This window comes from Rheinheimera sp. 1928-s, from assembly GCF_029269265.1.
Taxonomy (GTDB): domain Bacteria; phylum Pseudomonadota; class Gammaproteobacteria; order Enterobacterales; family Alteromonadaceae; genus Pararheinheimera.
On sequence record NZ_JARIXP010000001.1, the window covers coordinates 296,677 to 321,564 of the forward strand.

The 24,888-nt window shown below is 46.0% G+C and carries 18 protein-coding genes; 13 read left to right on the forward strand and 5 right to left on the reverse strand.

Annotation, left to right across the window (positions count from 1 at the left end):
* The first annotated feature begins 189 nt into the window (after window positions 1–189).
* Window positions 190–1,440 (forward strand): DUF819 family protein, encoded by a 1,251-nt coding sequence (locus P3C17_RS01360; RefSeq protein WP_300927761.1) that lies wholly within the window; start codon window positions 190–192, stop codon window positions 1,438–1,440.
* A 76-nt stretch (window positions 1,441–1,516) separates the two neighbouring features.
* Here P3C17_RS01360 and P3C17_RS01365 read toward each other — a convergent pair whose 3' ends face one another.
* Window positions 1,517–2,542, reverse strand: a complete 1,026-nt coding sequence (locus tag P3C17_RS01365) for a LacI family DNA-binding transcriptional regulator (protein ID WP_300927762.1) — start codon at window positions 2,540–2,542, stop codon at window positions 1,517–1,519.
* A gap of 526 nt (window positions 2,543–3,068) precedes the next feature.
* Here P3C17_RS01365 and P3C17_RS01370 point away from each other — a divergent pair.
* The 3 genes from P3C17_RS01370 (at window position 3,069) to P3C17_RS01380 (ending at window position 8,245) form a co-directional block, all read left to right on the forward strand.
* Window positions 3,069–5,738 carry a TonB-dependent receptor gene (locus P3C17_RS01370; RefSeq protein WP_300927763.1) on the forward strand — a complete coding sequence of 890 codons (2,670 nt, stop codon included), beginning with the start codon at window positions 3,069–3,071 and terminating at the stop codon, window positions 5,736–5,738.
* 248 nt (window positions 5,739–5,986) lie between these two features.
* Window positions 5,987–6,706 (forward strand): SapC family protein, encoded by a 720-nt coding sequence (locus P3C17_RS01375; RefSeq protein ID WP_300927764.1) that lies wholly within the window; start codon window positions 5,987–5,989, stop codon window positions 6,704–6,706.
* Between the two features lie 564 nt (window positions 6,707–7,270).
* Entirely contained in the window at window positions 7,271–8,245 is a 975-nt protein-coding gene (locus P3C17_RS01380) for a Gfo/Idh/MocA family oxidoreductase (protein ID WP_300927765.1), read from the forward strand.
* Window positions 8,246–8,334: 89 nt separating this feature from the next.
* Here the strand turns inward: P3C17_RS01380 and P3C17_RS01385 are convergent, their stop codons facing one another.
* On the reverse strand, window positions 8,335–10,902 hold the full coding sequence (locus P3C17_RS01385) for a family 20 glycosylhydrolase (RefSeq protein WP_300927766.1): 2,568 nt from the start codon (window positions 10,900–10,902) through the stop codon (window positions 8,335–8,337).
* 359 nt (window positions 10,903–11,261) lie between these two features.
* Between P3C17_RS01385 and P3C17_RS01390 the strand changes: the two genes are divergently transcribed.
* Genes P3C17_RS01390 through P3C17_RS01410 form a run of 5 tightly spaced genes read left to right on the forward strand, consistent with a single transcriptional unit; the run spans window position 11,262 to window position 16,810 of the window.
* Complete coding sequence (locus P3C17_RS01390; protein ID WP_300927767.1) at window positions 11,262–12,170, forward strand: BadF/BadG/BcrA/BcrD ATPase family protein; 909 nt, start codon at window positions 11,262–11,264, stop codon at window positions 12,168–12,170.
* A 33-nt stretch (window positions 12,171–12,203) separates the two neighbouring features.
* A complete protein-coding gene (locus tag P3C17_RS01395; protein ID WP_300927768.1) occupies window positions 12,204–13,205 on the forward strand; it encodes an SIS domain-containing protein in 1,002 nt (333 codons plus the stop codon).
* Between the two features lie 10 nt (window positions 13,206–13,215).
* Window positions 13,216–14,337, forward strand: coding sequence for an N-acetylglucosamine-6-phosphate deacetylase (gene nagA / locus P3C17_RS01400; protein ID WP_300927769.1), 1,122 nt, complete (start codon window positions 13,216–13,218; stop codon window positions 14,335–14,337).
* 58 nt (window positions 14,338–14,395) lie between these two features.
* Window positions 14,396–15,700 (forward strand): sugar MFS transporter, encoded by a 1,305-nt coding sequence (locus tag P3C17_RS01405; protein ID WP_300927770.1) that lies wholly within the window; start codon window positions 14,396–14,398, stop codon window positions 15,698–15,700.
* Window positions 15,701–15,718: 18 nt separating this feature from the next.
* A complete protein-coding gene (locus tag P3C17_RS01410; protein WP_300927771.1) occupies window positions 15,719–16,810 on the forward strand; it encodes a heparan-alpha-glucosaminide N-acetyltransferase domain-containing protein in 1,092 nt (363 codons plus the stop codon).
* A 59-nt stretch (window positions 16,811–16,869) separates the two neighbouring features.
* Here P3C17_RS01410 and P3C17_RS01415 read toward each other — a convergent pair whose 3' ends face one another.
* Together P3C17_RS01415 and coaD are read right to left on the reverse strand one after the other, a co-directional pair.
* Window positions 16,870–18,285, reverse strand: a complete 1,416-nt coding sequence (locus P3C17_RS01415) for a capsule assembly Wzi family protein (RefSeq protein ID WP_300927772.1) — start codon at window positions 18,283–18,285, stop codon at window positions 16,870–16,872.
* Window positions 18,286–18,309: 24 nt separating this feature from the next.
* Window positions 18,310–18,795, reverse strand: coding sequence for a pantetheine-phosphate adenylyltransferase (gene coaD / locus P3C17_RS01420; RefSeq protein WP_300927773.1), 486 nt, complete (start codon window positions 18,793–18,795; stop codon window positions 18,310–18,312).
* Window positions 18,796–18,901: 106 nt separating this feature from the next.
* Here coaD and P3C17_RS01425 point away from each other — a divergent pair, with 106 nt between their 5' ends.
* From P3C17_RS01425 to P3C17_RS01440, 4 genes are all read left to right on the forward strand, one after another.
* Window positions 18,902–19,561: a TetR/AcrR family transcriptional regulator gene (locus P3C17_RS01425; protein ID WP_300927774.1), complete on the forward strand. Its 660-nt coding sequence runs from the start codon at window positions 18,902–18,904 to the stop codon at window positions 19,559–19,561.
* A gap of 136 nt (window positions 19,562–19,697) precedes the next feature.
* A complete protein-coding gene (locus P3C17_RS01430) occupies window positions 19,698–20,894 on the forward strand; it encodes a glycine C-acetyltransferase (RefSeq protein ID WP_300927775.1) in 1,197 nt (398 codons plus the stop codon).
* Between the two features lie 10 nt (window positions 20,895–20,904).
* Entirely contained in the window at window positions 20,905–21,927 is a 1,023-nt protein-coding gene (tdh, locus tag P3C17_RS01435) for an L-threonine 3-dehydrogenase (protein WP_346015651.1), read from the forward strand.
* Between the two features lie 144 nt (window positions 21,928–22,071).
* Entirely contained in the window at window positions 22,072–23,169 is a 1,098-nt protein-coding gene (locus P3C17_RS01440) for a 2Fe-2S iron-sulfur cluster-binding protein (protein WP_300927777.1), read from the forward strand.
* Window positions 23,170–23,488: 319 nt separating this feature from the next.
* On the opposite strand, the gene P3C17_RS01445 is transcribed toward P3C17_RS01440, so the two are convergent.
* Complete coding sequence (locus P3C17_RS01445; protein WP_300927778.1) at window positions 23,489–24,625, reverse strand: helix-turn-helix transcriptional regulator; 1,137 nt, start codon at window positions 24,623–24,625, stop codon at window positions 23,489–23,491.
* Window positions 24,626–24,888 lie beyond the last annotated feature (263 nt).

The window sequence follows — 24,888 nt, forward strand, 5'->3', positions numbered from 1 at the left end:
CTGTTGGTGGAATGGCATGGATAACTGATGTTTTTGTCTGTTATCACAAATAAATAGCGTTAAAGCTGAAAATAATAGCCATTTACTACACATCACCAGCGCTATACCCAAAGTAATTGGAATTGCATCGCGGCGACACGCCAGCAAGACCGCAGCTTCAATTAGGACGGGGATAACCGAGGAAAAATCATGGAACAATCAACCGCATTAATTACCAATGATGCTGTGGTACTGGGATTGCTGGCAGTGATCCTGGGTTTGGTATTTCATACCAGCCAAAGTAGTAATAAATATTGTCAGAGTTTTTACAAATATGTGCCTGCATTATTGTTGTGTTATTTCATCCCTTCGCTGTTTAACAGCTTTGGAGTGATAGACGGCGATAAATCTGACTTATACAAAGTAGCATCACGTTATTTATTGCCAGCCAGTTTAGTGTTGTTAACTTTAAGCATTGATTTCAAAGCTATTTTAGGTTTAGGGCCTAAAGCTTTGATTATGTTTTTAACAGGCACTGCCGGTATCATTATTGGCGGCCCATTGGCTTTGGCTCTTGTCGGAAGTTTTGCTCCTGAAGCTGTAGGCGGAGAGGGCGAAAATGCGATTTGGCGTGGCATGACCACTGTTGCTGGCAGCTGGATTGGTGGTGGCGCTAATCAGGCCGCTATGAAAGAAGTGTTCGAAGTGGGTGGGCCTATCTTCTCAGTGATGATCACTGTCGATGTGATAGTGGCAAATATCTGGATGGCGGTTTTGTTGTGGATGGCCAGCAATTCAGCGCGTTTCGATAAAGCCAATGGCGCAGATACTTCTGGTATTGAAGCGTTAAAACTTAAAATCGAAAAATATCAGGCGGAAAACTCCCGCAACCCAAGCCTGGCTGATTTAATGAAGCTGATGGCTGTGGCTTTTGGTGTCACTGGTTTGTCGCATCTGCTGGCAGACTGGATAGCTCCATGGATTGGTGCTAATGCACCAGCACTTGAAATGTACAGCTTAGACAGCGTGTTTTTCTGGCTGGTATTGCTGGCCACTACTTTTGGTTTGTTATTGTCGACCACTAAAGCCCGCAACCTGGAGTCGGTAGGCGCCTCAAAATTAGGCTCTGCCTTTTTATATATTCTGGTTGCTACCATAGGCATGCATATGGATGTGACTGCTATTCTGGATTATCCGGTGATGTTTGTGGTGGGTATTATCTGGATGAGTTTCCATGCTGGTTTACTGATTTTTGTTGCCCGACTGATTAAAGCTCCGCTGTTTTATATGGCCGTCGGCAGTCAGGCGAACGTAGGTGGCGCAGCTTCAGCTCCTATAGTTGCCGCCGCTTTCCACCCGGCTTTAGCTCCTGTTGGCGTATTGCTGGCGGTATTTGGTTATGCGCTGGGTACTTATGGCGGCTACCTCACAGGTATATTGCTGCAACTGGTTGCGCCTTAAATAAAAACATTGCCCGAATAAAATGGGGTCAGATCACATTGTTAACTGTTAACAATGTGATCTGACCCCAAATTTTTTAGCTACTAACCTGAGCTGTAGATTCCCGCACCAAAAGCTCCGGGATAAACACAGGCTGATCTTCAGTCTGGCTATGGTTACCTGGTCTGGTATGCTTAAACAATAATTCTGCTGCACTTTGCGCTATGGTGCTGTTCGGTTGGTGCGCTGTAGTCAATGGTGGCCAGGTTTGCCGCGAGAACGGGCTATTTTCAAAACCAACTATAGAAAGCTGTTGCGGAATTTCAATATGCTGCAAACGCGCACTAAATAAAGCACCTGCTGCAATTTCATCGTTACAGGCAAAAATAGCTGTTGGCTTGTTGGGCAATGCCAGCAACTGAGTTGCGCCTTTTACGCCGGATTCAAACGAATAGCTGCCAGGCACAATAAACTTTGGATTGGCGTTGATGCCTCTTTTGGTTAATGCTGCCTTAAAGCCTGCCAGACGTTCGCCACTTGAACTGTGTTCGTCGTCTCCACATAAAAACGCGATCTGACTATGACCCAGCTCCAGCAGATGGTTGGTGATTTTGAATGCCGCCGTGAAGTCGTCAACCAGCACACAGTTGGTTTGCTTGGGGGATGGCGTAGAGCCGGAAATAATACGGACAAAATCAACATTAATGCTGCTTAGGGCTTCAGCTATTTCAGGCATTTCGGAAAATGGTGGTGTTAATACTAAACCTGCCAGTCTGGAATGCTGAACAAGATCAATGACTTCCTGTACTATGCCAGGTGATTTTGCATTGGTTGGATGGATCAGCAATTCATAACCGTGACGGCGGCACGCATCCAACAAGCCTCGTTGCATATCAATCACATAATAGGCGTTTGGATTGTCGTAGATGTAGCCTATGCTGTACGACTTAGTACTGGCAAGATTACGGGCAGCAGCACTTGGCTGATAATGCAGCTCTTGCATCGCCTGATTCACTTTATCGATCGTCGCTTGTTTTACCGACGGTTCGTTGTTCATCACCCGCGACACTGTCTTGATTGACACACCGGCTCTGGCCGCTACGTCATGAATGGTCACTTTCATTGCTGGATCCCAAAAAGCACAACACCAAATGGCGTTATGCTGAAAATAAATAAGCTAATTTTTGTACCGATCCAGCTAACTTTATGACAGCGCTGGTCATTTTGTAACAAATATTAAGTTAAGGGATAACTCTTTTTTGCTGAAACGGCAAACATTTATTCCAGCTTTTTTGCTTAAAAAATGTTCTTTTTTATTTTTACTAAAATATTTTTTAAATTTATTTATATTAATCATGCAGATACGTTAGGTGCTTTCTAAGGCGCAGAGGAGGCGCTGAACAGTTCGTTATAAAAAACAGTTCTAACGGGACATTTCTGACTTTTGAAATTCGTTTAAATTTTCATCTAAAGGAGTTTGCAAAGCTGATTTTTTTTGTGTATGTTAAATTTCAATGACAGCGTTGTCATGATGGGATCATGAAAATCTGTTGTTTCAGGACAATAAAATCATCGCACAAAAAAAATCAGGAATGGGAGAGAAGCTTATGCTGCACAATAAAATGAATAAGTGTGCTCAGGCCGTAAAAATGAGTTTGTTGATCGGTGTTGCAACTTGCGCACTGCCGGTTTTAGCTCAGGATCAGGCTCAGGTTGCACAAGAAGAGAAAGTAGAAGTTATTGAAATTCGCGGTATTCGTGCTTCGCAGGAAGCCAATATCAATGCCAAACGTTTTTCTGGCGCTGTAGTTGATGTCGTAACCGCTGAAGATATAGGTAAATTTCCGGATAAAAACGTTGCAGAGTCTTTGTCACGTATTACAGGTGTATCTGTGACTCGTGGTTTTGGTGAAGGCGAAAAAATTGCAGTTCGTGGCACAGATCCAGCGCAAAACCGCACTTTGTTAAATGGTGCTTCAGTTGCTTCCGCTGACTGGTTTGTATTGGATAATCCATCACGCGCTTTTAACTTCACATTATTACCTTCAAACCTTGTTTCTGATTTAGAAGTTTACAAATCACCTCAAGCTGATATCCAGGAAGGTTCTCTGGGCGGTACAGTGTACCTGAAAACCCGTAAGCCATTGGATTTGGACGCTAATACTGTTTCACTCCAAGTGCAGAATCAGTACAGCGATGTATCTGAAGAGTGGGATCCTCAGTTATCTGGTCTTTATTCCTGGAAAAATGACGATGAAAACTTCGGTATTCTGGTGTCATTAACAAAACAAGACCGTACTTTGGCCCGTGAAGGTAAAGAAGTTTTAGGTTTTGGCCGTCAGGAAGTGGATGGCGAGGACTATTGGGCTCCACGCATTATTGGCGATGCTTTTTTCCAGCAGGAGCGTGAGCGTGAAACAGGTTTAGTTTCAGTGCAATGGCGTCCGTCAGATCAAACCGACATAGTGCTGAACGTGCTGGATACCACCTTAGACGCGAACAACATCAACCACAATTTGTATACGTTTTACAATTCAGGTTTTGTGGAAGATTCAGCTGTTATCAGAGGTAGCGGTATAGTGTCAGGTACTGCAAACAATGTTGGTTCTGAGTTTGCAATCATAGACCGTATTTCTTACAGCGATGCTCAGTCTTATGATTTTGAGATCAACCATACTCTGGATAGCGGTAGCAAAATTACCGGTAAGTTAGGTACCACCGAGGCCGAAGGCGGTACGTCGCGTGACAGATACCATCAGTTTAACGGTACTTATGCGACGTCCAGTTATGATTCAGGTTTAAATCTGTCGAACTATGTGACTGCGGGTAATCTTGAAACTCAGGATGACATTCTTGGCCGTACACTGGACTGGATGCAGGAAGGCTCCCGTGTTATGACGGATAAAGAAGACTACGCAGGCCTGGATTATTCATTTGATATTGATCATGGTCTGTTTAACACCATCAAAACCGGTGTGTTTTATCAGGACCATACTAAAAGTCAGAAGCAGGATGGTATTCGTTTCCACTGGAGTTCAGACGCTCAACATGTTGACCCGGTCAATGGTCCATATGGAACTTTAAGACCAGGTGAAACCAACTGGGCTAATCAGGTGTTAGGCCAATACACCTTTGCCGATTTTGCCGGTGGAGACAGTTATGCTTATTACCCCCTGATGAATCGAGCTAACTCTGCCAGCCTTGCTTTCCCTGCAGAGGCCTATGGTTCACCAACGGCACGTTTCCTGTTTTTACCTAACACCTGGGAAGTAAACGAGAAGATATGGGCCGGTTACATTAAGGGCGACTTCTCCGGTGATGGTGTACGTGGCGATATGGGCGTACGTTTGGTGAAAACTCAGGTTGAGTCATCTGGTTACAATTGGGATGGTGACTGGGTTGCGGCCTCTATCTCTATGCTGGATGGCTATAACTTATTAGCTGGCGCAGTTGATGCCGCTAATGAAGGCAACTGGAATGTTCGTTATGCGACAGTGGATCACGAATACACCGATATACTGCCGAACCTGAATATAGTCTTTGATGTAGCGGAAGATACGCTGTTACGTTTCTCTGCTGCCCGTGTTATGTCACGTCCTGATTATGTGAATATTGCCAACCAGCAATCCACTAACACTGTGACTTTGACAGGTAGCCGTGGTAACCCAATGCTTGACCCGGTGCGTGCAAACCAGTTTGATGTCGCCTATGAGTGGTACTTCAATCCAAGCTCGCTATTAGCAGCAACCTTCTTCCATAAAGATATCAAGGGTTCGGTGCTTAATACTGTGACTATGGAAACTGTATATGACGAGATCAATGATGTAGACGTGCAGGTTGCTATCACTGAGCCAGCTAATGGTTTAGGTGGCACAGCTCAGGGTTTAGAGTTGTCTTATCAGCAGGCCATAGGTGATTTTGGTGTTATTACCAACTATACCTACACTGATTCTGACAGTGATCAGGCCCGTGATGCAGTGAATAATCCGGGGTCTGGTTTGATTATTGGTAGCTCTAAGCACATGGCTAACTTAACTGGTTACTATGAAAATGACCTGTTCAGCGCCCGTGTTAGCTACAACTACCGCACTGAGTTCTACAACGGACTGAGCGAGTTTGGTTCAGAATCCTACACCGATAGTTTTGGTCAGGTAGACGCTAGCTTAACTTACGATATGAACGAATATGTGCAGTTTGTATTTGAAGCAGTGAACCTGCTGGACGAAGAAATGTATCAGTATCATATTGATAAAGAACGTCCAACTTCTATCTACAAAAATGGCCGCAGATTTACGCTAGGTGCGAATTTAAGATTCTAATCAGAGTTTGAATGTAGAAAACGGCATAGATTGATATGCCGTTTTTTTTACCCGCTACAAAAATAAAACACCGCTCATCACACAGTTAATCTGGCTGTAAAAGACTGGAAAAATTCTGCTTTTCCTCTGGTTTCAAAGCCCAAACTGGGGTAAGTTGAGGGCTAAATTTAGCATACATCAGTCTGCTGTAAATTAGTCGGTAACCCAGAACAGGGTTAGATTCGTTAATGATGTAAAAGGTATTATTCATGTCACTGCAAATTGCTCCGCTACAAAAAGAAAAACATGCACAAACCAAAATCAACACTGCCAAGGCGTTCACCTTTGCACAAGAGCAGCATATTCTGCCTGTAGTAGTTCAGGAATTCGTTCGTATCGGCGCGGAAATGCCGATTGTTTTTATTAAAGATCCTGCATCAGAGCGTTTCGACGTTGTGGCTATGCTTGGACTGAAAACAGGTGAAAACCTGATGGTGACAGAGGGCCGGTGGCAGGGTTTTTATGTGCCAAGAGTGCTGTGGAACCACCCGTTAATTTTGGCCGATGATCCAAGCAAAGAAGGCCAACTGGTTGTTGCTCTGGTTGAATCCAGCCATATGGTGAATACTGAAACAGGTCATGCTCTGTTTAACGAAGACGGCACTGAATCTGACTTCCTTAAATCCCGTGTTGAGTCGATGCGTGAGTTTTTTATGCAATCTCAAAGCACCAGAGCCTTTAACAAAGTGTTGGCGGATATGGATCTGCTTATCCCTCAGACTTTAACTATCACGCGTGAAGGCCAGCCTCGGGAAATATCCGGCATCTATATTGTCGACGAGAAAAAATTAAATTCATTGTCTGACGAGCAGTTACTGGATTTAAACAAACGTGGTCTGATGCCTGCAATTTATGCGCATTTAATGTCATTGCAGCAAGTGCAGCGTTTAGGTGAGCGAGCTGGCAAAGCTGCAACTACCGCAGCCTGATCCCTACTGTATTAACCAGGCAGCACAGCAAGTGCGGCCTGGTTTTAGTCTGGTATACCTCTAACTTCTGCTTGCTTTACATCCTCTGAGTATTTTTGTTTTTACCTGTATTTCAGCTTTTTTATATTCATGCTGCTTTAGTACGAAAAACACTTGATTTGGTGAAAAAAAACACTAATATGAATATGACAGCGTTGTCATATTTGTGAAAGGTTACTTTTCTGCAGCCTTTGTCTGGCGGCAATAGTGGTAAGTAACGGGGCAATCAGAAGTTAGCTGGGGTCTGATTGTTGTTTTCTCCCTCGTCAGAGTCCTGTTGATTGGTAGTTGGTCCGCAGGGTTCACCAGCAGACATGGAGGTTGTGTTTTATTTGCCAATCCTTATCCAAGGGATCTTTGAGGATACTGCCTGCAGTATCCTCTTTTTTTGGCATCGGGATCATGGCATTTAAGCTGTAGTTCTGCGGCATTATTTCTATTAAGTCTCGGGCCGGGCTTTGTAATACTGGAAATCGGTCAATGGCTTCTTTAAAGTGCCTTAAACGCAGTAAAGGACAGGCAAAGATGAAACAAATCCGTTGGGGAATTATTGGTTGTGGCAATGTCACTGAATTAAAAAGTGGTCCGGCTTTTAATAAAGCAGGGCATTCCAGTCTGGTTGCTGTGATGCGTCGCGATGCGGCCAAGGCTGAAGATTATGCCAAGCGTCATCAGGTACCCCGCTGGTACAGCGATGCACAGCAGTTGATTAACGACCCCGAAGTGGATGCTGTGTATATTGCCACTCCACCAGATAGCCACAAAGACTATGCTTTGCTGGTGGCTGCTGCAGGTAAAATTTGCTGTGTTGAAAAGCCTATGGCTTTAAATACGGCAGAATGTATTGAAATGACTCAGGTGTTTGAACAAAAACAATTGCCTTTGTATGTCTCTTATTACCGTCGTTCTTTACCTCGTTTTTTAAAGATCAAAGAATGGCTGGAGCAGGGTTTGATTGGCGCGCCTCGTCAGGTGCAATGGAGCTTCAGCCGCACTCCTAATAAGGCTGATTTGACCGGGCAGTACAACTGGCGCACCGATCCGGCAAAAGCTGGTGGTGGTTATTTTATTGATTTAGCCAGCCATGGCCTGGATTTATTACTCTATCTGCTGGGTGATGTATCCACTGTGCGTGGGATCAATACCAATCAGCAGAAGCTGTATGCTGCAGAAGACGCAGTGGCTGCGGTCTGGCAATTTCAGTCGGGTTGTTTAGGCACTGGGTTCTGGAACTTTGCTGCATCTGAGCGCAACGATAAAGTAGTTATTTATGGCAGCAAAGGCCGGATTGAGTTTTCGGTATTTGAACATGAGCCTGTGCAGTTGTTTACCACTGAGCAGCAGTTAAGCTTGGACATCCCTCATCCGGAAAACATCCAGTTTTACCATATTCAGGCTATGGTGCAGGATCTGCTGCATGGCACCGGTCATCCTTCAACAGGAACAACGGCGCTGAAAACCAGTTGGATGATGGAGCAGATATTAGGGGCAGAGCTTTAATTCTGTCCCCAGATCCGAGAGCTAAACTTAGGCTGGTTCCGTTTCTCTGGCTTAGGTCTGGGTCAGAGCCGAAGCTCTGACCCAGATAACTAATCCAGTTGAGTCACTCTGCTGGTGGCACCATTTTTCGCTTTGGACCTCAGCAGTAAGTTGGTGCTTACTTTTACGGCTTCAGTGTAAGGTAACCAGTTTTGGCCCTGATCTTCACTGTATTCAACCACTAAACCTGGCCATGCACTATTGGCCAGCAATAAACCATCCTGCAGCACTGCACCTGGCGGCGGCAGATACAAAGCCACACCAGCTTCTGCTAAACGCGGCAATTCCTTTTGAGTTAAAGTCCAGCCAAAACGTTGCCAGTCTTGTTGTCTGGCTTTTGTATCCGGCTTTTCAGCTTCCCACTCTGCTTTGTGCCAGGCTCGTTCAGCCAATGCCAGCAAGCGTGGATAGAGCATTTGTTCCAGTTGTTCCGGGGTACGAATAGTTTCAGTCCAGATCTGGCCCTGAATACCAAGAATATTTTCTGGTTTTTCTAAGGCTGGCAGTTCCTGACCTAACAAAACTTCCAAATTCTCAATCACCTGGCCTTCACGGGTTTTATCGGCATTGGCGTATAAGTGATCCGGCATATAACCGAAGACCTTAGCCATATCAGTAAAACGGGCTGCCCAGTAGTAACCGCGTTCTTCCGGATGTGCTTCATAAGGATGGTCAAAATACAAATGGGTACCGTGTGACAACACCACCTGATAACCAGCATTGGCTAAACGATGGGCGCGATCACCTACACCCCATTCCCAAATGTTATCCCAGACATTGGCATACACATTTTCGTTGGCAAATTGCTGACGGTTAAAGGGGTTTTTAGCGTCATACATTAAACCATCCTCCCAGCCACCTAAGGTCAGCTGTCTGTTGGCTGCCAGCTGCGCTACTTTAGCCACAAAATAAGGTTTTAAATCGGCAACCCCTGCTACGCCATTGTCTGGTGTGGCTATCAGTTGAGCGCAGGCAGGAGAAGCTGTCCATGAACCTGCACCAGTTTCATCACCGCCCATATGAAAGGTGCTGAGTTTTAAACCGGCCTGACGATACATTTGTTGCAGTTCATAAATAACTTTGTCTACAAAAGCATAAGTGGAAGGCAGGCATACATTGATAGAGTTATCTGTATAGTACTGCACCGTCATGTATTTCGACTGATCCAGCGGATCGGACAACAAATACTGTGTCGCTTCAGCTTCTTTACCTTGCTCTTTCAGTGTCAGATAACGGGCCTGCATGGCTTTTACCGCAGCTCTGGCATGTCCTGGCATATCAATTTCAGGGATGATTTCAATATGACGCTCTGCTGCGTATTTTAAGATTTCAATAAAGTCTGCCGTGCTGTAATAGCCATTACCGTTGCCTGATGTAAAAGGGCCTGTACCCAACTGAGTCAGCAGGCAGTTGCGTTCGGATAAATCAAAACAGCGATTTGCTCCGATTTGAGTCAGTTCAGGCAAGCCTGGAATTTCGATACGCCAGCCTTCATCTTCGGTTAAATGCAGGTGCAGTTTATTTAATTTATAACGCGCCAACTGATCGATCATGCGTAAAGTCACTTCTTTACCGTGGAAATTACGCGCCATATCGTAATGCAAACCACGCCAGCCAAAACGTGGCCAGTCGGTGATAGTCAGATTCGGTAAAACGGCTCGTTCACCCTCTACCGGCAGCAATGCCAGCAAGCTTTGCACTGCATAAAAAGCTCCGGCATTGTCATTGCCACTTAAGCTAATTTGTTTATCGTCGATCACCAACTGATAAGCTTCAGCTTTGTCTTTCACCGCCTGAACAGTCAAGGCTATATGAGGCTGATTTTTGGCTGGCGCCTTGGTGGTTAAACTGAGTGATAAGCCTGAGATTTTCTGTAGTTGTTGCTGTAAATAACTCGCTTCAGAGGTTAAACGGCCACTGTGATAAATCAGCCAATCGGCGTTCAGTCGGGTTTGACCGCGCTGATAGCTGATTTGTTGTGGGCTCGGGACCACAGACAGCTGTTCTGGCATTTTAAAAGCTGATAGTTGCTGTTGATTCGCCACAAAACGGCTTTGGCTGGTGGCTACAGGGTATAAATCCGGCGACGGGTTGTTAAAACGCTGCAACTGCTCAGCTCTGGTATAAGGTTCAACAAAACGGCTGAAATCTTCAGTATCTGTGTTGGCAAAAATTTCAGGTTTTAAGCCTTTAGCGGTAATAAATGCCCGAGGCATCCAGTCGCTGTAACTGACCATAAAAGAAGATGGAGAAAACCTAAGGCGTAACTGTTCACCCGGCTTTAAACCTTTAAAGTTTTTACCAGGTCTCAGGCTATGTAAGTCGCCTTGTACATGCTGCAGTATCAAACCGTGCTGCTCAGCGCCTTCCTGTTTTCGGATGGCATGAAAATACAGTACCCAGTTACCCGTCCCTGCACTCAGAGCCTGAGATGACTTATTAGTCAGAATCAGTTCGACCTGACTTTTTGGCTCAGTAGCTGAAGTAAAATTGCTTTTGACCGCAAATTTTAATTCAGTATTTTTGGCAAATTCTGCCAGCTGAGCCTGAGTATAAGCCTGAACTTGTCCGCTAAAAAGGTAACTAATACAAAGCCATAGTAGTAAAAAATACTTCATCGTACGCTCCCCTAAACAGCGGTACACTGTACCGCGGGTTATTCCCTGATGGGTTTTATGTAAAAGACTCTGGCATCCTGCGTCTTTTTGACGCGCAAAGTGACAGAACAATGACAAGATGGACCTCTTCTAATTTATTGATTTTACAAGTAATAACATTCTTTTTTCTGCTTCTTTTGAAAAATTAAGCTCGATTTTTAAACAAGGGTCTTGTTATTTGTCAAAATTATTATATGCTGAATTGAAAAAATGACAACGCTGTCAATTCGATTTTTGATGAAATAATGGGCAGCAACAGGTGAAAGCTTAATCGGACCGGATTAAAGCTGACCAGCAGACAATGCAACGAGGTTGGTAGGATGACTACAGCAGTAGGCTATGATGGCCCGTTTTATTTAGGTGTAGATGGTGGAGGCAGCAAATGCCGGGTCATCATAGTCACAGAAGACAATCAGGTAATAGGTGAGGGCTTATCTGGCCCTGCCAATCCGTTACGTGGCATGAAAGTCGCAACCGACTCTATTCTGGCCGCTACCCAACAAGCTTTGACTTGTGCTGGTATGGCTTTTAAAGATATGTCGAAACTTGTTGTGGGCGCCGGTTTGGCTGGCGTCAATATGCCTGAATACTATCGTATTTTTTCAGAATGGCAGCATCCTTTTGCGCAATTGCACTTGACCAGCGATTTGCATGTGGCTTGTATTGGTGCTCATCAGGGCGGTGATGGTGCTGTGATTATTGCAGGCACCGGCTCTTGTGGTTTGGCTGATGTCAAAGGCCAACTGATTGAAGTGGGCGGCCACGGTTTTCCTTATGGTGATAACGGCAGCGGTGCCTGGATAGGTTTACAAATGGTACACCATGTGCTGTTAGCCAAAGATTTATTAGGTCCGCAAACGCTGCTGACTGATTTGTTATGCCATGAATTAAAGCTCAGTCAGACCCTGGCACTGGTTGATTTCTTTATGCACGCTACACCCACTACTTATGCCAAATATGCGCCTCTGGTATTTACTGCCGCGGAACAGGGCGATGTTTTGGCGCAGCAAATAGTGCAGCAAGCTGCGGCTCATATCAGCGCTATAGCCCAACGTTTATTGGTTATTCATCCACCCCGTTTGTCTTTAATTGGTGGTTTGGCGCACAAGTTACAACCTTATCTGGCGTCGGAAGTGCAGCAAAAAGTCACGCCTGCGATAGAAGCGCCAGAATTTGGTGCAGTCTGGTTTGCTAAACAGCGCCAGCAAAAAGCTCAACGTATTTCTTAATAAATCTCTTAACTTTAAGCAGTGAGTAACCCAATGATGACCCGAACTATTATGGCGCAGGAAGCTGCGGAAGCACCAAGCCGGATCCGTGAACAATTAGCTGCCAATGCCAGTCGTATTGCCGACATAGTGACGTTGATCAAACAAAAACAGCCACGTTATGTCTATATGGTAGGCCGTGGTTCATCCGATCATGCCGGCGTGTTTGCCAAGTATCTGATTGAGATTGAAATAGGTTTACCCGTTGCTGCTGCAGCCCCTTCTATTGCCAGCGTCTATAACAAACAACTGGATTTAACAGGTGCTTTAGTTCTGGTGATTTCGCAATCAGGCAGAAGCCCGGATATTCTGGCTCAGGTTGCTATGGCCAAAGCGGCTGGAGCTCTGGTTATTGCATTGGTGAATGATGAGAGCTCACCTTTAGCTGCACAAGCCGATCAGGTGATCCCTCTGAATGTGGGTGCTGAAAAAGCCGTTGCAGCGACAAAAAGTTATTTGGCCACTTTAAGTGCTTTATTGCAGCTGGTTGCCGCATGGTCTGGCAGCAGTCAGTTACAGGATGCCGTAATTAGTCTGCCAGAATTACTGGAGCGGGCCATCGAATTACCTGCTCAACTGACAGCTCAATCTTTAGAAGGTGTCAAACATCTGGTGGTGTTGGGTCGAGGTCCTGGTTATGCCATCAGCCGCGAAATTGCACTAAAACTCAAAGAAGTCTGTGGCATTCATGCTGAAGCTTTTTCCAGCGCCGAATTCCTGCATGGCCCTGTGACTTTAGTCAAAGATCAGTTCGCTATTGTTGATGTCAGCATAGCGGACGAAGCTAATGCGGCTCATCAGGCACAAATTGCCGAAGTACGTAGCCGTGGAGCCCGAATTGTGCATTTGCATCATGCTGATTTGTTATCTAATCCACGGGTACTACCACTGGCTTTATTGCAGCGCTTTTATCTGGATGTTGAAGCTGTAGCACGCAGTCGCGGTGTGAATCCGGATGCACCTCCAGGCCTGAACAAAGTGACTAAAACGGTCTGATGAGGTGGTGATGCAACAGATTTCAGTAGCCCGACTGTTTGATGGTCAGAACTGGCAGCAGAATGTAACTTTAACAATTGACGCTGGTCGTATTCATTCGATTCAACCCGCTGATGGTGCCGTACTGCAAGGTACGCTGGTGCCTGGTTTTATTGATGTGCAGGTGAACGGCGGCGGTGGCGCTTTGTTTAATACCGATACCAGTCTTGAAGCGCTACGCACTATGGTCAAAGCCCATGCTCAGTTTGGCAGCACAGCACTCTTGCCTACAGTGATCACTGATTCAGTTGCCGTAATGCAACAAGCTGCGGACGTGATAGCTCAGGCTATTGCCAGCAAAGAGCCTGGTATTTTGGGTGTACATTTTGAAGGCCCGCATTTGTCTGTGCCGAAAAAAGGTGTTCACCCTGAACCTCATATCCGGCCTTTATCAGCAGCTGAGCTGGCAATTTATCGTCGTACTGATCTGGGCATCAAACTGGTGACAGTGGCACCTGAGAACATTAGTCCTGAACAAATTAAAGAGTTAGTGAACGCTGATGTCATTGTTTGTTTAGGCCACAGCAACGCAGATGCAGCTACAGTGCAAGCCGCTCTTGCGGCCGGAGCGACTGGTTTTACTCATTTATACAATGCCATGTCGCCTTTAACCTCGCGTGAACCTGGTGTGGTGGGGGCGGCTCTTGCTGATCCGCACAGCTGGTGTGGCATTATTTTAGATGGTTTTCATGTGCATCCGCTGGCGGTAAAAGTGGCCTTAGCGGCTAAGCCAAAAGGCAAATTGCTGATCGTCACAGATGCGATGTCGCCTGTGGGCACCAGTCAGAGCGAATTTGATTTTTTTGACGGCAAAGTCATACGTGACGGCAATAAATTAACCAATTTAAACGGCAACTTAGCGGGTTCAGTGCTGGATATGGCCAGTGCTGTGTCTTATGCAGTCAAGGTGCTTGGCCTTGAACTGTCTGAAGCTGTGCGTATGGCATCTTTATACCCAGCCGAGTTTTTAGGCATCAGCCTCGAGCGTGGACAAATCAAAGCAGGGGCTGCAGCTGATCTGGTTCTGCTGAATGATGAAGGACTGGTACAGCAGTGCTGGCTAGAAGGTCAGACTTTTATCGAAACCAAATAACTAATAAATTTATCCAATAAATTCAACATAATAACTATTAAAGCAACAGGAAGGAATTATGGAAATGACAGTTGATACCCCAAAGGTGCGTAGTGGCGTTTTGCCTATGGTCATAGTGGCCATGCTGTTTTTTGTACTGGGTTTTGCCACCTGGCTTAATGGCTCTTTAATGCCGTATTTAAAACAAATGCTGCAACTAACCCCATTGCAGGCTTCCCTGGTACTGTTTTCCTTTTACATTGCCGTTACTTTTACCGCTTTGCCATCGGCCTGGCTGATCCGCAAGGTAGGTTACAAAAATGGTATGGCATTGGGGATGGCTGTGATGATGCTGGCAGGCCTTTTGTATATTCCTGCCGCACAAACTCAAACCTTCGCTTTGTTTTTGCTGGCTCAGTTGGTGATAGGCGCAGGTCAGACTTTATTACAAACAGCAGTGAATCCCTATGTGGTGAAAATTGGCCCTGAAGAAACTGCTGCTGTGCGTATCAGTATTATGGGTATTCTGAATAAAACTGCAGGTGTGGTTGCTCCCTTGGTGTTTACGGCCTTGATTGTCAGTGGCTTTACCGCTCCTGTAGAGACTGCACTGACCCCGGAACAAATTGACGCTATGGCTGCTAGTCTGGTGTTTCCTTACCTGGGATTGGCTGCCTTTTTAGGTCTGTTGGGTTTAGCTGTTAAATACTCACCTTTGCCTGAACTGGAAAAAGAGTCTGGTACAGGTACAGGTGTTGAACAGTTAAAAGCTGTATTGGCGAAACCGGCGCTGGTGTTGGGTGTACTGTCGTTATTTGTTTATGTGGCCGTTGAAGTGATAGCAGGCGACACCATAGGTTTGTTTGCGTTGTCGCTTGGCGTTGAGCGTTACACAGTTATGACGTCTTACACTATGGCTTGTATGGTGGTGGGCTATATCTTAGGTATTCTTCTTATACCACGAGTGTTATCCCAGCAAAAAGCTTTGGCAGTTTCTGCAGTTTTAGGTTTGGTTTTGACGTTGGCTGTGGTGTTTGGCGATACCAACTCTTACTTGATAGCGAATGCGCTGCTGGTGCCGTTTGGCGGTACAGCTTTGCCAGACGCCTTGTTATTTATCGCTATTCTTGGTTTAGCCAATGCCATTGTCTGGCCTGCGGTCTGGCCTCTGGCGTTATCTGGTCTTGGCACTTTAACCAGTATTGGTTCGGCTTTACTGATTATGGGCATAGCAGGCGGCGCATTTGGTCCGCTGTTTTGGGGTCTTGCCAGCGGCACAGCCTTAGGGCAGCAGGGCGCGTATCTGGTGATGTTGCCTTGTTATGCCTTTATCCTGTTTTATGCGTTGAAGGGGCATAAGCTCACTAGTTGGAAAAGCTCTTAATTTGTTAAAGGTGCCTGCATGTCTTCACCACGTTTTTATGCGCTGGATGCGTTAAGAGGCTTAGCCATAGCCTTGATGATCCTGGTCAATACTCCAGGATCCTGGCAGCATGTCTATACACCGCTTTTGCATGCGCCCTGGGATGGATTTACCTTTGCCGATATCGTCTTCCCGACCTTTTTGTTTGTGGTGGGGGCTGCGATGTTTTATTCGCTGAAAACGGCCGTCTTATCCAGACAAAGCTTGTGGCGGGTCAGCAGCAGGGCCTTAAAGTTGATTGGCATTGGTGTGTTGCTAAATTACGTGCCTTTTAGTGTCGATCTGGCCGAATTACGTTTGCCCGGTGTATTGCAACGCATAGGTTTGGCCTACTGGCTGGCCGCTTTGTTGATTTTGACGGTAAAACGCAGTTACTTGCCTTTTTTTGCTGTGGCTTTAGTGTTGTTGTATTGGTTAGCGCTGGTGCTGGGCGGTGGTGAGTTGCCTTATAGCCTGGAGCATAATCTGGTGCGGCAATGGGATTTAGCCATTTTTGGCGCTGCTCATTTGTATCAGGGTTTTGGTGTGGCTTTTGATCCTGAAGGTTTATTAAGCACTTTGCCTTGTGTGGTGGCTGTCTTAATTGGTTTTGGTACAGCCTCGTTTTTACAGGGCAAACAGCAGCACCACGCCTTGCGTCTGTTATTGCTGGCTGGTGTGGCTCTGGTGGTTCTGGCTTTGCTTTGGCAGGTACTTTGGCCTATTAATAAAGCCTTATGGTCCGGCAGTTATCTGGCGCTGGGTAGTGGCTTAATTTTATTGTTATTAGCAGCTTTGGTCTGGTGTATTGATATTAAAGGCTGGACTAGTCTGGCTGAACCTTTAAAAGTCTACGGCACGAATCCACTCTTTATTTATATTTTGTCCTGGCTCTGGGCAGTATTGATAGGGCAGCTGATTTTTATTCCTGCAGAGACAGGTTCAGTCTCTTTGTATCAATGGGGTTTTGAGCAATTGGCTTTAGTGTTCCCTGCCAAACTGGCGTCTTTTGTGTTTGCTTTACTGCATGTAATTGGCTTCTGGTATCTGTCACTGCTGCTGTATAAACGCAATATAATCATTAAGCTATAAAAATGGGGTCAGATCACATTATTTGCCTGGCAAATAATGTGATCTGACCCCATTTTTAGTTAGAACCTGTATTCCCAGGTGGTGGCTGCGGCAACTTCGTCAGCACCTTCCGGCAATAATGGCGATTGATCCAGATAACGTAACTGCAGACTCAGCAAACCATTAAAAAATGGTCGTCTGTGTTCTGCTTTGGCTTGCCAGCTTTGTTCGCTGTTGCCTGCATTGTCATAATAATTTGCCAGATACAGATGGCCTGACCAACTGATGCCGTCATACGTCTGGTAATGATAGCCAGCGCTTAATACGCGAGCGTCTTTGCCATAACCGCTTCCAATCACACGGCCGTACCTGCTGTAACCCTGAGGGTACAACTCGCCCTGATAAGCGCAATCGCCTTTAATCACTGAGTCAGGACAATCAATATAAGTATCTGAATACTCCATATTTACGGTATGAATGCCTGAGCTATTACCCCAGTAACTGCGAACACCTGCCAGTAACAAGGGGTTGTCCGGCAGTCCTTCTGCGTTATCATCATCTGCCAGTTCAACATAAGCCGTCAGAGGCTGGTTCAGCAGATTGAAGTGATAACTTAAATCTATGGCCGCTCTTTGATCGGAATTAGCGCTGGCTTCGTCTTTATTGATGACCATATCCCACCAGTCACCAAAGCCATTATTTTTACCCCGGCCACCCCATTGACTAACGCGGGATATTCCCAGCTCCAGAGTAGCTGTAGGTCTGAAATTGAAACGCCCGCCCCAATAACGGGTTTGGCTGACAGGGCTTTGATGTTCACCTAAGCCTATAAAGGTAGTGAAACTCCATGGTCCTAACCAGTTCAGCACTGGCAAATCTATGGCATCCCACCCATGGCGGCTTAAACGTACAGAAGGTAATGGCCTGGCGTTGTTACTTTGCAGCAAGGCGCTTTGCTGGCCAGGACCCCACCAGGTACTGACCTGATCGACCGACAATACCCAGTTGCCCAGCAAGGCTGCCAGATAACTATTGTCGTAGGTTAAATCCTGTTCTGTGCTGCCATCATGGCGTTTACGGTAATGCACTTCTGAACGGCCGGCAAAGACATCATTCTGAAACTCACTGAATACTGTGATGCTAGCTTGATCCTGATAGGTTTCGCCAAAACTCTGAATACCCATTTGCTCTGAATTGGCTTTAAGCTTAATCCCTGCGGTTTTATCACTTTCGTTGACATTCAGAGCTTTACGCACATGAGCCAGAGCAAAAGTCACTTCCTCACTGTAACGGCGATTCGGAGCCTTAGCTAAATCTTTGGCAATGTTTTTCCACATCAATGGATAGGTATTCACAGGACCACTGATTAAACCTGCGTGAGACAAAGTTTGCAGCGACTGGCGCAGGTAATTGTCCTGCGTATCCATCCAGGGTGTTGCCTGTGCTGACAACGCCAGAAAAGCCAGAGTAAAAGTGCTGTACTTAAGTTTTTTCATTACGACCAAAATCCGTATATCAAATTAAACCGCTGTAAACTTTTGCTTTAATGCCTGTTCAACATGAGAGGCGACAAAACGGCTGACATCGCCACCATGGCGGGCTACTTCTTTCACTAAAGTGGAAGAGATAAAGGTGTTTTTTTCTGAAGGTGTCATAAACAAACTATCTAAATCCGGGTTGAGCTGACGGTTCATGCTGGCGAGCTGAAATTCATATTCAAAGTCGGCCACAGCCCTTACACCACGCAACAGCACCTGAGCCTGATTCTGTTTGGCAAAATCGGCCAGCAAACCGGAAAAACCGACCACTGCTACATTCGGCAGATCGGCAAAACATTGTTGTGCCAACTGCACCCGCTCTGCGAGCGTAAAGAGCGGTTGCTTGCTGGGGTTAGCAGCTACAGCCACTATCACCTGATCAAACAAAAGTGCAGCCCTTTGTACTAAGTCACTGTGGCCATTAGTTAAAGGGTCAAAAGTGCCGGGATAAATCGCTTTGGTTTTCATTGTTTTATGGTCATCCCTGTGCTGCTTAAATACACGACTAGAGTTTTTAATCGAATTGGCGTTACTATAGCAAATTAATAAAAAATAAATAAAAAGAAATACGCGGATGGATAAGAAGCTACGAACCAAAGACAAGATACTGCAGGCAAGTATCGAGTTATTTAATCAGCAGGGTGAACGTTGTATCACCACCAATCATATAGCGGCGCATTTAGGTATCAGTCCAGGCAACCTTTACTACCACTTTCGTAACAAAGAAGACATAGTGAGGAATATTTTTCGCGAATACGCCAAGTTACTGGATAGCAGACTACAACCTCCCAGTCAGCCATCAGAGGCCCTGGATTCGTTGGCCCAGTATCTGGATGTGGTATTTGAGCTGATGTGGCGTTTTCATTTTTTTTACGCCAACCTGCCGGATATTTTGTCGCGTGATCAAGCCTTGCAGCAGGATTACCTGACAGTGCAAAAGGCGGTGTTAGCAAAAGTGATTTCTGTGCTCAGTGCATTAAAAAAGGCAGATGTGATTGCCATAGATGATGCGGATATCGCGAACTTCGCTCACACCATCAAGCTCGTGGTGACTTTCTGGATCAGTTACTTAAAAACCCAGGAACCACAAACCACTATGAGTAAAGAGCAGGCCTACCTTGGGGTATTAAAAGTGCTGCTGTTATTTAAGCCTTATGCCACAACTCAGGCTCTGCCTCGTATCGAAAAACTGCAGCAGCATTATCAGGCTTTGTCTGGTGATCAGACGATTTAACGGTCCGCTGGCAACTATTTGCTACGCAACTAATCCGATCTGCAGCCTTTTCTGACAGAAAAGCGCTGCATCCCTTGCGCTTAGTGATTACAATACGGCGGATTTTACCAAGCCCTCAGCCTTTCTGGAGAAAGTTATGCGAACGACTCCTTTCCTTGCGCACTTACAACAACAAATAGAAGACGTAAAAGTGCAAGGCCTGTACAAAGCCGAACGAGTGATCAGCTCGCAGCAACAAGCCACCGTGACCGTAGGTCATGAACAAGTACTAAATTTCTGTGCCAATAACTACTTAGGTTTAGCCAATAATCCGGAGCTGATTCAAGCAGCCCAGCAAGGCCTGGACTCCCATGGTTTTGGGGTAGCCTCTGTGCGTTTTATCTGTGGTACTCAGGATATTCACAAAGAACTGGAACAAAAAATCAGCGGCTTTTTAGGCACTGAAGACACTATTTTGTATTCCTCTTGCTTTGATGCCAACGGTGGTTTGTTCGAAACCATTTTAGGCGCTGAAGATGCAGTGATTTCCGATTCGTTAAACCATGCCTCTATTATCGACGGTGTACGTTTATGTAAAGCCAAACGCTACCGTTATGCCAATAACGATATGGCCGAATTAGAAGCTCAACTGAAACAAGCGGATGCTGATGGTGCCCGTTTTAAACTGATAGCCACAGACGGCGTGTTTTCTATGGATGGCGTCATCGCCGACTTAAAATCCATTTGTGATTTAGCCGATAAATACAATGCACTGGTGATGGTGGACGACAGCCACGCTGTAGGTTTTGTTGGTAAAAATGGCCGTGGCACTCACGAATACTGTGATGTGCTGGACCGTGTTGATATTATCACCGGTACTTTAGGCAAAGCTTTAGGTGGCGCTTCTGGTGGCTACACCTCCGGCAAAAAAGAAGTGATTGAGTGGTTACGTCAACGTTCACGTCCTTATTTATTCTCTAATTCTTTAGCGCCTTCTATTGTGACAGCGTCCATCAAAGTGCTGGATTTACTGGCAAACGGTGATGCACTGCGCGCTAAATTGTGGGACAACGTTAGTTATTTCCGCGAAAAAATGTCAGCCGCTGGTTTTACTCTGGCAGGCAAAGATCACGCTATTATTCCTGTGATGTTAGGGGACGCCAAAGTTGCAGCTGAAATGGCGCGTCGAATGCTCGCTGAAGGTATTTATGTAGTGGGTTTCTCCTTCCCTGTAGTGCCAAAAGATCAGGCGCGTATCCGCACCCAGATCTCGGCTGCACATAACAAAGAACACCTGGATAAAGCCATCAATGCCTTTATCCGTATTGGTAAAGAAATGGGCGTAATTGCCTGAGGACGCCATGATGAAAGCATTAGCAAAATTAAAAGCAGAACCGGGCATTTGGCAAACCGAAGTGGAGATGCCAAAAGTAGGCCCAAATGATGTTCTGATCAAAATCAAAAAAACCGCTATTTGTGGCACAGACGTGCATATCTATAAATGGGATGAATGGGCACAAAACACTATTCCTCATGGCATGGTAGTGGGTCACGAATATGTCGGCGAAGTGGTGGATATGGGCTCTGAAGTTCGTGGTTTTGCCAAAGGCGACCGCGTATCAGGTGAAGGCCATTTAGTCTGTGGTTTTTGCCGTAACTGCCGCGCCGGTCGTGTGCATTTATGCCGCAACACCATAGGTGTGGGCGTCAACCGTGAAGGCTCTTTTGCTGAATACCTGTCTATTCCGGCTTTTAACGTCTTTAAAATTCCGGACAATATTCCGGATAATATCGCGGCTATCTTCGACCCATTTGGCAACGCAGTGCACACTGCATTGTCTTTTGATTTAGTGGGTGAAGACGTACTCATCACAGGCGCAGGCCCTATCGGCATTATGGCTGTGGCTGTAGCCCGTCATGTTGGTGCCCGCCATATCGTCATTACCGACGTGAACCCATACCGCCTGGAGCTGGCGCGTAAAATGGGCGCGACACGGGCAGTAGACGTCAGCAAAGAAGATTTAAAAGACGTGATGAAAGAGCTGGGCATGACTGAAGGTTTTGACGTCGGTCTGGAAATGTCCGGTGTGCCTTCAGCCTTTCGTGGCATGTTAGACACCATCAACCATGGTGGCAAAATTGCCATGTTAGGTATTCCACCTTCAGATATGGCAGTGGATTGGAACAAAGTGATTTTTAAAGGCCTGGTGATCAAAGGCATTTATGGCCGTGAAATGTTTGAAACCTGGTACAAAATGGCCAGCTTAATTCAATCAGGTCTGGACTTAACTCCTATCGTCACTCACGAAATGCCAATGGAAAACTACAAGGAAGGTTTTGAGATTATGTGCTCAGGCCAGTCCGGCAAAGTGATCCTCAACTGGTAATTTGACGGGGGCAGAGTTTTGCTCTGTCCCCGTACCTCACTCTCTGTTTTTCTCTGTTTTCTGCTATTTATTTCCTGCTTGGCAGTCTAAATGCGATCTGTTATCATTTGATAATCATTCTTATCTGAACCTGTTGCTGTTCCAATGATCACGCTGATTTTCGCTCTGCTGTTTTTGACATTCTTCCTGTTTGGCCGTGGTTACTGGCAGCATATTGTGTTGCCAAAATTACAGAACCAGCGTTTACAACTCCGACTTGCTCGGGTGAAACGCCAGGGCCAGTATCTGAAGTTATGGCTGCAACATCCGGACGGCTTGTTATTACCCAAAGCCAAAGCAGGTCAGCATATCTTGCTTTATGGCAAAGATTTACAGGGCAAGCCTGTCAGTCGCGCTTATTCATTGGCGCAGGATTGCAGTCAGCAACGTTACTACCAACTGGTGATTAAAGCTGAAACCGATGGCCGTTTGAGTCAGGCATTATTTCAGCATTTAAAAGTGGGGGATCTGGTCGAAAGCTCTTATCCACGTGGCCATTTTTTATTAAACCGCTCGCGCCAGCCACTGGTATTGGTGGCCGGTGGTGTCGGCATAACCCCTATGCTGGCTATGGCGTATGCCGCTATCCGGCAAAAACGTCAGGTGTTTCTGGTGTATCAGGCGCGCCGGTTGGAAGATATCGTATTTTACCCTTTACTGCGGCGATTACCCCGTTTACAGCTTCGTATTGCCTTAACTCAGCCACCTGCAGACTGGCAAGGCTTTAAAGGCCGTATTGATGCTGGATATTTATACAAGTTGGCGGGCCCACAGGCCCAGTATTATTTTTGTGCTTCGGCCAAAATGACAGAGCAACTGATTTATGATTTAGGCATTTTAGGTGCTTTGTATTGTTATGCCGAGCTCTTTAGTGCTTCAGCCAGCGAGCAAAGTTTCCCTATTGAAATCAATGGCGTATTTGCCGACAGTCAGGGTCATAAATCAGTACTGGATGCTATTCTTGCTGCCCGTGTGCCGCTGAATTATGACTGCAAAGGTGGCTCTTGTGGCCTTTGTAAAGTTCGGGTGGTCAAAGGGGAATACCAGCAGGTGCTGGAGCCCAGTATGAGTTGTGGCGGGGATGAAGTATTGGCTTGTTGTATTCAGCCGACTTCTGCTTTGGTGTTGAGTGCGGATATTCAATCCGAAGAGTTATCTCCAGAGCAGTCGGCTGGTTTGGAACCTGCTGCGAGTAGTCATTGATATATACCGCAGAAGCTTTCGCCTTTGGCGAGATACTTTGCTTTTGCTTCGCCAAAAGAAAGTATCCAAAGCAAGAAAGTGCAGGAAGCACTTTCTAACAGCCGAAGGCTGGCCCGTTGGGGGAATTGCAGGGATGTAATTCATAAAAGGCGACCCCAGGTCGCAGCGACAACGTTTGCGTTGATGGCCCCAAAGGGGCACGAACGAAGTGAGTATAAAGCCCGGCCCAAAATCGTGCGCCCAAGGCGGCTAATGGGGACTGGTGCCATTAGTTGGTATGGGCTTTCCTGATTGGCAGCTAAGAGCGAATATCGGACGGTCAAGTTATTTTTGATCTGACCAATAATTCTGGCACTCTACAATTCACGGTTTGGCGAAACTCATTGGGGGTGTAACCCACCATCGCTTTAAAGGATCGGGTGAAAGGGCCAACCGAAGCAAAACCACTTTCCAGGCCAATTACTACTACCGGCCAATGTCTTTTATGGGGATCTGACAGCAATGTTTTTGCGTACTCAATGCGTAAAGTATTAATAAACTGATTAAAATTGCTGGCGTGAAACTGTGACCTGAGTAATTTACTGACACGATATTCCGGTACATCTAACAATTTCGCCAGATCTGTTAACCGCAGATTAGCCTGTAAAAATACCTGTTGCTGAAACAGCAGTTGCTGGATGTTGTCACAAAGTTCCATATCACCGTCGGTTAGAACTGTCGTCAATGGCTCTGCTTTTACCGGTTCAACCTCGAGCTGTTTTTTTGTTGTCGTATCTGCAGCAACGTGCGACTGAGAGATAAGCGGGTTATGGGAGCGGCTATAAATAAGCCATTGCGTCACCACCATTATGGATAAAGCCGCCACAGCGCTAAGTAAATCATGCTGTAACGCGGCCCCGTCGGCTGGCAGCCATATTTTTGCGATAACACCACAAATTGCTATGGCGCCACCATAGGTAGCCAAAAACACCTGCCGATGCCTGCGTTCCGCACCGCGTGCCTGACTATAACCCCGGCATCCTTCCCACAGCGTAAGCATTAAAATGGCGGAAGACAGCAAGATTAGCAGCTCTTTACAAACAACACGGGCCGAAGCCAGCAGTGTTTGGCTTTCCGGCCAGAATTGTTGCAGCAACTGCATGGCCTGTAAGCTCACCATTAATAAGGCAATCGCAGCAGCCACCAGAATATGCCGCAATAAAATAGCCCTGCCTTGCCTAAATAACGCCCGGGCTAGCAGCCAACCGCCGTTGCATGTCATGCATGCGCCCATCGCCAAAAAATACTGGTAAAAGCCAAAGCCGTCGCCTCCCAGGCGTTTAATCGCCGTAATCGCCATAGAACCACAGAATGCAGCAAATAACAGATGCACCAGCTTTTTTTGCTGCACGAACAGTTGGCTGCACAACAAGCCAAAGCTGACAATCAGCAACACAATATGAATAGTCTGGTACACCTTTCTTCTCCCTCAAGCCTCAACGCTTAATGCTAACAGTTGGCTTAAGTTAACGTCAAAGTGCAATTTTCCTTTATTGCCGATTGCTGTGTTACAAAAAGTAACCGCCTATAAAAACCTAATTTTGAACATAAAACCATGCGCCGAATTTGAAATTTGGCGCGATAAGGGGCGTATTGGCTGGCAGGATGACAGTGTTTCAAAGGAACAAGAAGCCAGAACATGTTAAACGAAAATAAAGTGGCTATTCCAACGATAGATAG